Here is an 11,990-nt window from a genome sequence, read left to right as displayed (position 1 = left end):
TAAAATCTTGACTTTGTCAAAGAGATTATTTTCCTTTGAATCATATTTAACCAAATGGTTAAACCTTTTGATAAAATGGAAGTAGAGATAACAACAGAGGAAAAGATTTTAATTGCAGCAAGAAAGGTTTTTATCGAAAAAGGCTGGGATGGTGCCCGTATGCAAGAAATTGCAGACAATGCTGGTATCAATAAAGCGCTATTACACTATTATTTTCGTAACAAAGAACAATTGTTTAAAAGAGTATTGGCAGGAATTGTAGGAAAACTGATTCCTAATCTCAATACAATTATTCAATCTGAGCAGCCCATTTTTGAAAAGATTCAGGCATTTATTGATGCCTATCTCGATTTCCTGTTGGCTAATCAAGAATTACCACTTTTTGTCGCGAATGAGTTATCACGAAATGCCAATCTTATTGTAGGTGCTTTTGAAGAAAATGGACTCAAACCAATGGTTGGTCAGATGGTCATGGAAATTTTCCAAGCTATTGAAAACAAACAAATTAGACCTATCAATCCTGCACATCTTTTGATGAGTATTGTTTCCATGTGTGTTTTTCCTTTCATGGGAAGGTCAATTTTTCAAAAAGTCTTGATGCAAGTCCCTGAAGAAATGTATCAAGAATTATTAAAACAACGTAAAAAAGAAATTTACGAAATGGTTTATCATTCAATCGTTTTGTAAAATTTCCTTATTAAAGTAAGAGTAACAAATCAGTAGTCCGCCCAATGTATTACCTACTTATTTGTTGCTTTTTTAAAGATATATTTTTAACCAAATAGTTAAACATTTTAGTTAAAACCATGAGAAAAACCATTTATATTCTCCTCATTAGTTTGATTGTCAATCATACACGTGCTCAGGAAGTGCTTCCTTTGAGCCAGTGTTATACCTTGGCAAAACAAAACTACCCCATTGCCAAACAAAAGGGCTATATCAATGAGAATTTGGAACATCAAATTGCACAACTCAAAAGCAATTTCAAACCACAAATTGACATTATTGGTCAGGCAACCTATCAGTCAGATGTAACTTCTGTGCCCATCAAAATTCCTAATATAGACATTCCGCAGATTTCTAAAGACCAGTATAAATTGTATGCTGAGGTAAAGCAAAATCTGTATGATGGTGGTATAACCAATTCTCAAATTTTGGTACAAAAGGCTGCTGCTCAGACCGAACAGCAAAAACTTGCAGTTGAGCTCGACAAACTAAAAGAGCGTGTCAATCAGAGTTATTTTAGTGTATTGTTGAGTCAAAATCAGCTCAAATTAATTGACATTATTAAAAACGAATTACAGTCAAAAATCAATAAAATCAAGGCTGGTATCCAAAATGGCGTTAGTACACAAGCCAATTTGAATCAACTAGAAGTAGAAATTTTGAAACTTGATCAACGTATTGGTGAAGTAAAATCTCAGGAATTGTTGGGGAAGAAAATCCTAGGGATGCTTATTAACCAAGATTTATCCTCAGCCCAATTGATTTCACCTCTGCTAACCAATAGCCAAGAAACCAAAATTCAACGTTCTGAACTTTCTCTTTTTCAAGAACAACAAAATCTTTTGAGTACACAGGAGCAACTTATTACTGCCAAAAATATGCCTAAAGTAGGGCTATTCTTGCAAACAGGCTATGGGCGTCCTGCTTTGAATATGTTAGAAAATGACTTTAAAGGATATTATATCGGAGGGGTACGATTCAATTGGTCTTTAGGAGGATTATACACAAAAAAGCATGAAAAAAGCCAGTTGCTAATTTCTTCCAAAAATGTAGATGCGCAACAAGAAGCTTTTTTACTTAATACCAATATTGCTTTGCAACAATTGGATGCTGAAATCAAAAAGCTGGATAATATGATTGAGTTGGACCAAAAAATCATTGTTTTACGAGAAAAAATCACTAAAACCTCTAGTGCACAACTCGACAATGGTATTATCACAGCAAGCGATTATGTAACTGACCTTTCTGCCGAATTACAAGCCAAAGAAAATCAGTTAATTCATACACTACAACAAGCACTCAGCAAGGCCAATTATCAAAGCACATTAGGGCTTTAATCTTCTTTTCTTAGTTACGAAACGCGAAATTCGCACAACCCAATATTTGAAATGAAAAAGCAATTTATATTCATATCTCTTGTAAGCACGCTTATTTTTTCTTGTAAAAAAAATGAACAAACTTCGGATGCTACAGGCACTTTTGAAGCTACAGAAACCATTATTTCGTCAGAAGTGGCAGGTAAAATCCTCCAACTCAACCTCGAAGAAGGTGACACTTTAGCCTTAGCTCAAAAAGTTGGAAATATCGATGTAGCAAACTTACAACTTCAAGAAGCCCAGATTGAAGCAAGTATCAAAAGTTTACCACAAAAATTCAATGATGCTTCAGCTCAAATCAAAGTTTTGGAAAATCAAATTGCTGTTCAGAAAGAGCAGTTGCACATCCAACAGAGAGAATTCCAACGCTTAACGAATTTAGTAAAATCAGAAGCCGTTCCGAGCAAACAGCTTGACGATATGGAAGGAGCTATTGCCCTGACCAAAAAACAAATCAGCGTACTAGAGAGTCAAATCAGTGCTCAAAAAACACAAGTCACTATCCAAAATCGTAGTATTAACAGTGAACTTTCGCCACTCGAAAAACGTGCCGATCAGGTGACCGACCAAATCAAACGTGGCGAGATTATCAATCCTGTTCGAGGTACAGTGTTGACCAAATATGCAGAACAATACGAAATGACAGCACCTGGAAAAGCGCTTTACAAAGTTGCTGATTTATCAGAAATGATCTTGAAAGTATATGTTTCTGGAAATCAATTAACAAAAGTGCAACTCAATCAACCCGTAAAAGTGCTTATCGACAAAGCAGAAGGACAGTCGGACACCTTACAGGGTAAGGTTTATTGGATAGCCTCAAAGGCAGAGTTTACACCAAAAACCATTCAGACCAAGGAAGAGCGAGCCAACTTAGTATATGCGGTAAAAATCCGTGTAAAAAACACTGGTGCATTGAAAATTGGTATGTATGGAGAAGTGATATTTTAACCCCAAAAGCTATGAATGCAATCATTGCAAATCACCTTTTTAAGTCATTTGAAAAAGGCAAAATCAAGGCATTGGAAGACATTTCTTTTGAGGTCAAACAATCAGAATTATTTGGACTAATCGGACCAGATGGCGCTGGAAAAACTACGCTATTTAGGATTCTTGCCACTTTACTATTAGCCGAATCTGGAGATGCAAGTGTTGATGGCTTGGATGTAAAGAAAGACTATAAAGCAATCCGAAAAAGAGTGGGCTATATGCCAGGGAAATTTTCCCTGTATCAAGATTTGAGCGTAGAAGAAAATCTCAACTTTTTTGCGCATGTTTTTGGTACTACTATAGAACAAAACTACCATCTTATCAAGGATATTTACCAACAGCTAGAACCTTTCAAAACTCGTAAAGCAGGGAAATTATCGGGTGGAATGAAGCAAAAGTTAGCCTTATGCTGTGCTCTGATTCACGAGCCAAGCGTATTGTTTTTGGATGAACCCACTACAGGAGTTGACCCCGTTTCGAGAAAAGAGTTTTGGGAAATGCTGAAATATCTTAAGTCGGAAGGTATCACGATATTGGTTTCAACACCCTATATGGACGAAGCCAGTCTATGCGATAGAGTTGCTTTGATGCAAAAAGGGAAGATATTAGATATTGATACGCCTGTGGGTATTATTGAGAAATATCCGAAAAAAATCTGGTCTATTCATGCCCCCAATATGTATGCCTTATTGCAGGTAGCAAGAGCATTTCCGAATACGCATACCTGTTTTGGTTTTGGAGAAAGTCATCACCTGACGCTCAAAAACGATGATGAGGATTATCAAGCTTTTTGTCAGTACGTTCAAACGCATTACAAAGAGCCTTTCCAAATCCAAGAAATTACAGCTACCATTGAGGATTGCTTTATGGCTTTGTCCTGATGCTTTCAAGAAATAAAATGTGCCAAACATGGAAAATAAAGAAATAGTCATTCAAGCTCAAGGACTAACCAAACGTTTTGGGGATTTTATCGCCACCAATGCCATTACCTTTGAAGTTTACAAGGGTGAAATATTTGGTTTTTTGGGAGCCAATGGTGCTGGAAAAACAACAGCCATGAAAATTCTCATTGGCATATCCAAACCCAGCGGAGGCGAAGCAAAAGTCGCAGGTTTTGATGTGTATTCTGAAACCGAAGATATTAAAAAGAATATCGGATACATGAGTCAGAAATTTTCACTTTATGAAGATTTGACCATCCGAGAAAATATTCGATTCTTTGGCGGAATTTATGGTTTAGACCGAAAAACCATCAAAGAAAAAACGGATGTATTGCTCAAAACACTAGGTTTTGAGGCTGAGGCAGACAAATTAGTCTCTTCTCTCCCATTGGGCTGGCGACAAAAACTGTCATTTTCGATTGCAATTTTACATAATCCTAAAATTGTATTTTTAGACGAACCAACAGGCGGAGTTGACCCTGTAACTCGTCGTCAGTTTTGGGATTTAATCTATGAAGCCTCCAATCGTGGCGTGACTATTTTTGTCACCACACATTACATGGATGAAGCCGAATATTGCAATAGAGTGTCAATCATGGTAGACGGAAAAATCGAAGCACTCGATACTCCAAAAAATCTTAAAAAGCAGTTTCAAGCCGAATCTATGGACGATGTATTTCACCAGTTGGCTCGTAAGGCAAAAAGAAGTGAGTGAGTTGGTACAAAACACTATTAAATATTTCAACCATGAAACTATTCTTAGCATTCATTACCAAAGAATTCAAGCATATTCTGAGAGATACTCGAACCTTAATCATTCTGTTTGGGATGCCCATTGTTCAGATTATCCTCTTTGGCTTTGCTTTGACCAACGAAGTAAAAGATTCTCGCATTGGTATTTTGGATTACTCAAAAGACCAAGCAAGTCAACATATTATTCAGGAACTTGATGCCAGCAGATATTTTGATGTAGAGGCCAACTTTAGCAGTCCTCAGCAAATAGACCAAGCTTTTAAAGAAGGTAGAATTAGATTAGCAGTGGTATTTCCTGCCCATTTCAGACATTCTCTTTTTCAACAAAATACGGCTTCTATTCAACTAATAGCAGACGCCTCAGACCCAAATACTGCTACTACAGTAGTCAATTATGCCAGTTCCATTCTGAAATCATACCAAGACGAAGTGCTAGGCGAACAGACCTTGCCTTATACGATTCAACCAGAAATTCGTATGTTGTATAACCCACAGCTCAAAGGTGCATATAACTTCGTACCTGGGGTAATGGCAATGATATTGTTACTTATTTCAGCTATGATGACCTCGATTGCTATTGTTAGAGAGAAAGAACTAGGAACCATGGAAGTTCTTTTGGTATCGCCTGTCCCTCCTATTTTGGTCATTGTTACGAAAGCAATCCCTTACGTTTTGCTCTCATTTATCAATGTAAGCACCATCCTCATTTTGAGCGTAAACCTCCTCGATGTACCTATCCAAGGCAGTTTATTGCTTCTTTTAGGCGAAAGTATGCTCTTTATTTTTGCTGCTTTGGCATTGGGTTTATTTATTTCGACCATCACCAATTCTCAGCAAGTGGCGATGTTGGCATCTTTAATGGTGTTATTATTACCTACTTTGATTTTTAGTGGCTTTATGTTTCCTATCGAAAATATGCCCAAACCGATGCAATTTATCTCTAATTTGATTCCGTCAAAATGGTATTTCTTCATCGTTAGAGACGTAATGATAAAAGGATTAGGCTTCAAAAGTGTCCTAAAAGAAAGCCTGATTTTGGTAGCTATGACAATAGGCTTTGTGCTAATAGCTTTAAAAAATTACAAAACGAGGTTGGAGTAGTTAAAAGGAGGCATAAGGGGTAAGGCAAAGAGGCAATAGTAAATAGAATTTTAACTTTCAGAACATTACTGTTGCCTAGTGCCTCTTGCCTATACCCTATTAATTCAAACAATCATGAAAACACTACTTTTTTTACTAGAAAAAGAGTTTCGGCAGATATTTCGTAACTCATCGATCATTCGTATCATTTTTGTGATGCCTATTATCCAGCTGATTGTTTTGCCCATAGCAGCCGATTATGAGGTAAAAAACGTGAATATTGCCGTAGTCGACCACGACCATTCGAGTTATTCAAGACAGCTGGTTCAAAAAATTATCGGTTCAGGATATTTCCGATTAGTTGAAAATACAGATTCTTACAAAAAAGCACTCAAAAGTGTTGAGCAAAACGATTCTGATGTAATCATCGAAATTCCTGCACATTTTGAAAGAACCTTAATCAAAGAAAATGAGGCTAAATTATTACTTGCGATTAATGCCGTAAATGGCACAAAAGGCAACATGGGTGGGGCGTATCTCAACTCCATTATCAAAGATTTTAATCAGGATGTGCGAACAGATTGGGTTACCTTTCCAAGAATGAATCCTATGCCATTATTAGATATTGTTCCTCGTTTTTGGTACAACACCCGTATGAATTACCAGCTATTTATGGTTCCTGGGATATTAGTTATTTTGGTAACAATGGTCGGAAGTTTCCTAACAGCATTGAATATTGTAAAGGAAAAAGAAGTAGGAACTATTGAGCAAATCAATGTTACGCCTATCAAAAAACACCATTTTATTTTGGGTAAATTGATTCCATTCTGGGTATTGGGTTTGGTCGTAACTGCTATTGGTCTGACCGTCAGTAGAGTCGTATTTGGTATTGTTCCGGTAGGGAGTTTGCTTGTGATTTTTGGCTTTACAGCTATTTTTCTATTAGCCGTTTTGGGACTTGGACTACTCATGTCTAACTTTTCAGATACACAGCAGCAAGCCATGTTTTTTGCCTTTTTTATGATAATGGTCTTTGTCCTAATGGGTGGTTTGTACACCTCCATAGATGGTATGCCTGAATGGGCGAAGATTATGACAAAGTTTAACCCTGTTGCCTATTTTATCGACGTCATGAGATTGGTTGTGATAAAAGGTTCAGGTATTTACGAAATCAGGAATCATATTTTTGCCATATTGAGCTTCGCCATCGTATTCAATGGATTAGCCATTTGGACCTATAAAAAGCAAGTGTAATCTGAGTGATGAGTTGTGAGTTTTGAGTGCGGAATTGTCCTTGTCTAAAATAGGTTTCTTACATTTTTTTCATCAGTAGAAGCTCCGTAGGAACTATGGTTTGCTCGCAGTAATCCTTGAGAAAAGACTTTTAGTGCATAATTGAAATGATTAGATTTTGAAAAAATTAAAGTATTCTCACAAAAAAACCGCTCTGTAAATTACAGAGCGGTCATCTATCAGTAATGGATTTGTGAAAATTAAGAGTTTATTTTTCCTCTCAATGCACGTGGGATATCGATTGTAGCAACTGGGTTAGTTGGGTTGTTCAAGATAGAAACACCTTCAACTTTCAATTTGCTAACTTTGATAGTTTGTCCCAAGTCCAAACCTGTAATATCTGCTTCAACAAAATCAGGAATGTTTTCAGCTAAACCTTTCAAAGTAACTTTGCGAAGTTTCTGAACCATTTTACCCCCTTTTTGTACACCTGGAGCGTTACCAACGATTTTCACTGGAACGTCAATTTTGATAGCTTTACCATCAACGATTTCCAAGAAGTCAACGTTCAAAATAGTTTCGTTAACTGGGTGGAATTGTGAATCTTGTAAGATTGCACGACGGATTTCGCCTTCAATGTTCAATTCAACTTCAGCAACTTCTGGAGTATAAATTAATTCACGGAACAAAATCATTGGAACTGCAAAGTGAACTACATCTTGTCCACCGTACAATACACATGGAACTAATGATGCATTGCGTAAATCTTTCGCTGATTTTGTACCTAAAGTTTCTCTTTTGAAACCTACAACTTCAATCTTTCTCATTTGAGTGATTTTTGTGTTACTAGCCTTTCGCGAACTGCTATCTTCTAGTAACTGTTTAAGTAATTATTGTTTTATGAAAAGTGAACTGATAGACTCGTGGTCACGGATTCTTCCGATAGCTTTAGCAAACAATTGTGCTACTGAAAGAACTTTAATTTTATCACACTCTTGTTTGCTTGGAATGGTGTTTGTCACAACCAATTCTGTCAATACAGAGTTACTGATATTTTCGTAAGCATTACCAGATAATACTGCGTGTGTAACAATAGCTCTTACTGATTTGGCACCTTTGTCCATAATCAACTGTGCAGCTTTACACATCGTTCCACCTGTATCAATCAAGTCATCGACTAACACAACGTCTGCGCCTGTAACATCTCCAATCAATTGCATCGAAGCAACTTCATTGGCACGTTTACGGTGTTTGTCACAGATAACCATTTCAGCGTTGAAGAACTTCGCAATGTTACGAGTACGAACTACACCACCTACGTCTGGAGAAGCAAACAAAATGTTATCTAAGCCTAATGATTTCAAATAAGGCACAAAGATAGCTGTTCCTTCCAAATGATCTACAGGAAAATCGAAAAATCCTTGAATTTGTCCAGCATGTAGGTCAACTGTCATCAAGCGGTCAGCACCAGCGGCAGTCAAAAGGTTAGCAATTAACTTTGCACCAATACCTACTCTTGGTTTGTCTTTACGGTCTTGGCGTGAGTAACCGAAGTATGGAATTACCACTGTTACATAGTGCGCCGAAGCACGACGAGCTGCATCAATCATCAATAACAATTCCAACAAATTATCAGCTGGTGGAAATGTTGATTGAATCAAGAAAACATCACAACCTCTGATTGATTCATCAAAACTTGGAGAAATCTCACCGTCTGAAAATCTCTGAATTGTAGTTGAGCCTAATTCTTTACCGAAATACTGAGCGATTTCTTTTGCTAAATATTCAGAAGAAGTCCCTGCGAAAATTTTAACTTGATTTATGGAAGCCATTTTTTGTGGGGGTACAACGCCTTGCGTTTGCGAAGTACTAATTATTGTTGGATCTGTTTGCAATCGTTAATACCCAATTTTAAAATTTTCCGCAAAAGTACAAAATCCAGCGGATAAATGCTAGCAATCAAGACCTGTATTTTTGATTTTTCAATGCTTTTTTTTCTATACACCTCGCTAAATGGTTATATCTTACCGAAATGCCTCTCTTTCGAGCTAAACAATGAATTTCAAACTTAAATAGCGTCAATCAGACACATTTGCTATGTTCTAATTAACGCCAAATCTATACTACATTTTTTTTCTGGAAATAATTCAGCATTTCCTCAAAAAATACAATTCGTTATTCTCTATTAAGATGGAATGAAGGACTTCAAACTATTGCAGATTTAGGATTTCTGATTTCGGAAATAAAGTAAAATCCCTCTGTTTTTTCACAAAAAAAAGTAGATTACAATTCCCAAATCCAACATCCGATATCTGAAATGGATGGGTATTACATTCCTTCGTACACTACTAATTCTCTATCCATAATACTTATCAAAGCTAAAACCACTATTCAAAAGTTTCTGTGTACGGTCTTTTTTCCACTGTTCCACATCGTTGTTGATGACGGCCTGCACAACACTTCTTTCATCGATTGAACCTAATCCCGAAGCTGAATAAATACCCTGCGAGCTGGCCGCTTGAGTAACCGCTTTTTGGAGTACTGCCAACGAACCAGATAGTCCTCTGTTGACGGCTAAATCTACTCGTAACGCTATGCCTCCCTCTGAAAATAAAATGCGATTTAAAGGCACTTGTTGACCAAAGATTCCAATGCCCGTTGTTTCCGACAGTGCTTTATTCATGTACTCCTCCTGAGCGATTTGAATCTGAGCTCGTATCATTTCTCTTTCAAAACCTGAAGCGATAAATACACCCGTCAATTGCAAATCGTTTGCCACAGCCGTAAATGCTGCATCGCCAGAAGCCCCTCTGACACTTACCACTGGTGCACCATAACCTGAAACATCTATTCCGAACTTGCTAAAAGAATTGTAAAAAGCATCGCTATTGTTCTGCTTCATTCTTTGTAACACCTTACTCAAAATCGAACCACTTGCCGAAGCTCCTGTAAACTGAATAAAACCAAATGAAAAAATAGCTTTGTCATAACTATTCACAGCATCAAAACAGCCTTCATTTTTACCAATAAAATGTAATACGTCTGCGTAAAAAGGCTTTGGTAACAAATCTTCAAATTGGTAACGTTGTGAATCAAATGTCGATTTACCAAAATATGAAACCCCTCTTGGGTTTACCAAATTAGGTGAGGGATAGTTATCACGCATAGTACCCGTTGAGTCTGTTCCATAACTTGATGGATACGAAATCACAATGCTGTTATAGCTGCCTTTATTGTCTTTTCTTACCACAAAAGAGGAAATACTTGAGGCTGTACTGCCACCACTTCCTGAACCTGAATAGCTACTTCCTCCTCCTGACGAAGAGCTACCATAATTTGAGTTGGAGTTATTCGGATAAACAGGATCCGTATTGGGGTAAACAGGATTATTGCTAGGATATACAGGGTCACTGTAAGAAGGGGTATAGCCTCCTCCTGAGGAAACATTTAGTGTCTGACCAATCGAAATATTATTATCATACAGATTATTAAATTGCTTTAGCTGATCTACACTAATATTAAATTTTTTCGCAATACTATAAAGAGTGTCTTTGGGTTGTACGGTATAAGTTGCCATAGTTTTGTGTGCAATACATTAAAAGGTTCGGTTGATTTTCGAAATTAAACAAATACTATGCAGAAAATAAAGTATAGGTTCATAACTGAGTAAAAGGCACTGCTGGCATGGGGAATAGCATTGAATTATCAAACCATTTCGGATCGGAGATTGCGGATTAAATGTTTCCGAAATCCGCAATCTTCAATACGAAATGGTTTTTACAATGGTTTATTTCCAGAAACTAAAAGATCCATCCAATAACTTTAGAATTCTTTGCTTTTTCAGCGCGTCTGGCTCATTTTGTGCCAATACCTCCACTACCCTACGCTCATTGATTTTGGCTAATTGCATACTGGTAGAAAGTTTAGACTCTTTCGCCACCTGGGTGATTGCCGCCTGAATGGGAGCTAATGACCCCGTAAGACCACGATTAACAGCCAAATCGATGCGAATTGCAAAACCTCCTTCTGTTTTGAGAATTTCATTAAGCGCTATCAACACGCCATTTACATTGACTTTTACTGTAGGCGCTACCGCCTTCATGACGTATTCCTCCAAAGCTAATTCTACCTGTGCTCTCACCATGCTGCGTCTATAACTACTAGCAATAAAAGCTCCTGTCAAAGATAGATTATTCGCTACCTCCATATACGCAGCATCGTTTTCCAAGATACCTTTAGTAGTTTCAACTCTAAAAACGGGCTTGGCTCCTGCTATTATATCCATGCCATACTGACCAAAACAGTCATTAAAGGCGTATTCATCTCTTTGCTTAAAACGATACAAGACTTGAGACAAAATTGAGCCTGAGGCCTGAGCTCCTGTAAATTGCAAAAAACCAAATGAAAAAATGGCTTTGTCATAGCTATTTACCGCATCAAAACAGCCTTCGTTTTTGGCGATATGATGTAATACCTCCAAATAAAATGGCTGTGGACACAAATCTTGAAAATAGCTAGTATTCGTCTCAAAGGCATTTTTTCCTGCATAACTTACGCCGTTGGAGTTTACCCTGTTGGGCGAAGGGTAATTATCTCTGAATATCCCTGTTTTTTGGACTCCTGCTGGGGTCGGATACGAAATCGTAAAGGTATTATAACCAACTTTGGGGAGTTTCTCTACTAAAAATATATTGCGCTTCTCGTAAATTGACTTAACTGTTGTAACAGGTTTGTTAGGTGTTATAGGCGATGGCAACGAAACAATTAGATTCTGGCCGATATTAAGATTCGTAGAAACGAGGTTATTGAGTGAAATAATCTGCTCAACGGTCAAGCCATATTTTTTAGCAATGCTGTAGAGGGTTTCTTTGCTCTGAACGGTATGCGTCATAGG

At 37.3% G+C, this 11,990-nt stretch carries 11 protein-coding genes; 7 read left to right on the top strand and 4 right to left on the bottom strand.

Annotated features, from left to right (window positions below; genetic code table 11):
• The first annotated feature begins 75 nt into the window (after positions 1–75).
• From GVN22_RS05765 to GVN22_RS05735, 7 genes are all read left to right on the top strand, one after another.
• Positions 76–687: a TetR/AcrR family transcriptional regulator gene (locus tag GVN22_RS05765; protein WP_166550097.1), complete on the top strand. Its 612-nt coding sequence runs from the start codon at positions 76–78 to the stop codon at positions 685–687.
• 119 nt (positions 688–806) lie between these two features.
• Positions 807–2,063, top strand: a complete 1,257-nt coding sequence (locus GVN22_RS05760; protein WP_166550096.1) for a TolC family protein — start codon at positions 807–809, stop codon at positions 2,061–2,063.
• Between the two features lie 51 nt (positions 2,064–2,114).
• Positions 2,115–3,050 carry an HlyD family secretion protein gene (locus tag GVN22_RS05755; RefSeq protein WP_166550095.1) on the top strand — a complete coding sequence of 312 codons (936 nt, stop codon included), beginning with the start codon at positions 2,115–2,117 and terminating at the stop codon, positions 3,048–3,050.
• 11 nt (positions 3,051–3,061) lie between these two features.
• The gene (locus tag GVN22_RS05750) at positions 3,062–3,970 is read left to right on the top strand and encodes an ABC transporter ATP-binding protein (protein WP_166550094.1); all 909 of its coding nucleotides are present in this window, start codon (positions 3,062–3,064) and stop codon (positions 3,968–3,970) included.
• Between the two features lie 28 nt (positions 3,971–3,998).
• On the top strand, positions 3,999–4,745 hold the full coding sequence (locus GVN22_RS05745) for an ABC transporter ATP-binding protein (RefSeq protein WP_166550093.1): 747 nt from the start codon (positions 3,999–4,001) through the stop codon (positions 4,743–4,745).
• 32 nt (positions 4,746–4,777) lie between these two features.
• A complete protein-coding gene (locus tag GVN22_RS05740; RefSeq protein ID WP_166550092.1) occupies positions 4,778–5,884 on the top strand; it encodes an ABC transporter permease in 1,107 nt (368 codons plus the stop codon).
• 114 nt (positions 5,885–5,998) lie between these two features.
• A complete protein-coding gene (locus GVN22_RS05735; RefSeq protein WP_166550091.1) occupies positions 5,999–7,117 on the top strand; it encodes an ABC transporter permease in 1,119 nt (372 codons plus the stop codon).
• 239 nt (positions 7,118–7,356) lie between these two features.
• On the opposite strand, the gene GVN22_RS05730 is transcribed toward GVN22_RS05735, so the two are convergent.
• From GVN22_RS05730 to GVN22_RS05715, 4 genes are all read right to left on the bottom strand, one after another.
• Positions 7,357–7,923, bottom strand: coding sequence for a 50S ribosomal protein L25/general stress protein Ctc (locus GVN22_RS05730; protein WP_166550090.1), 567 nt, complete (start codon positions 7,921–7,923; stop codon positions 7,357–7,359).
• Between the two features lie 63 nt (positions 7,924–7,986).
• Positions 7,987–8,928 carry a ribose-phosphate pyrophosphokinase gene (locus GVN22_RS05725; RefSeq protein WP_166550089.1) on the bottom strand — a complete coding sequence of 314 codons (942 nt, stop codon included), beginning with the start codon at positions 8,926–8,928 and terminating at the stop codon, positions 7,987–7,989.
• 524 nt (positions 8,929–9,452) lie between these two features.
• Positions 9,453–10,673, bottom strand: a complete 1,221-nt coding sequence (locus GVN22_RS28385; RefSeq protein ID WP_166550088.1) for a LysM peptidoglycan-binding domain-containing protein — start codon at positions 10,671–10,673, stop codon at positions 9,453–9,455.
• Between the two features lie 210 nt (positions 10,674–10,883).
• The gene (locus tag GVN22_RS05715) at positions 10,884–11,987 is read right to left on the bottom strand and encodes a LysM domain-containing protein (RefSeq protein WP_166550087.1); all 1,104 of its coding nucleotides are present in this window, start codon (positions 11,985–11,987) and stop codon (positions 10,884–10,886) included.
• Positions 11,988–11,990 lie beyond the last annotated feature (3 nt).

Source organism: Cellulophaga sp. BC115SP, from assembly GCF_009905545.1.
Classification (GTDB): Bacteria; Bacteroidota; Bacteroidia; order Cytophagales; family Spirosomataceae; genus Flectobacillus; species Flectobacillus rivi.
Note: the sequence above shows the minus strand (reverse complement) of the source record. Positions and strands in the feature narration are given on the sequence as shown.

Coding starts and splice junctions, on each gene's coding strand:
- GVN22_RS05765 (WP_166550097.1), top strand. CDS start 76: ATGGAAGTAGAGATAACAACAGAGGAAAAGATTTTAATTGCAGCAAGA.
- GVN22_RS05760 (WP_166550096.1), top strand. CDS start 807: ATGAGAAAAACCATTTATATTCTCCTCATTAGTTTGATTGTCAATCAT.
- GVN22_RS05755 (WP_166550095.1), top strand. CDS start 2,115: ATGAAAAAGCAATTTATATTCATATCTCTTGTAAGCACGCTTATTTTT.
- GVN22_RS05750 (WP_166550094.1), top strand. CDS start 3,062: ATGAATGCAATCATTGCAAATCACCTTTTTAAGTCATTTGAAAAAGGC.
- GVN22_RS05745 (WP_166550093.1), top strand. CDS start 3,999: ATGGAAAATAAAGAAATAGTCATTCAAGCTCAAGGACTAACCAAACGT.
- GVN22_RS05740 (WP_166550092.1), top strand. CDS start 4,778: ATGAAACTATTCTTAGCATTCATTACCAAAGAATTCAAGCATATTCTG.
- GVN22_RS05735 (WP_166550091.1), top strand. CDS start 5,999: ATGAAAACACTACTTTTTTTACTAGAAAAAGAGTTTCGGCAGATATTT.
- GVN22_RS05730 (WP_166550090.1), bottom strand. CDS start 7,923: ATGAGAAAGATTGAAGTTGTAGGTTTCAAAAGAGAAACTTTAGGTACA.
- GVN22_RS05725 (WP_166550089.1), bottom strand. CDS start 8,928: ATGGCTTCCATAAATCAAGTTAAAATTTTCGCAGGGACTTCTTCTGAA.
- GVN22_RS28385 (WP_166550088.1), bottom strand. CDS start 10,673: ATGGCAACTTATACCGTACAACCCAAAGACACTCTTTATAGTATTGCG.
- GVN22_RS05715 (WP_166550087.1), bottom strand. CDS start 11,987: ATGACGCATACCGTTCAGAGCAAAGAAACCCTCTACAGCATTGCTAAA.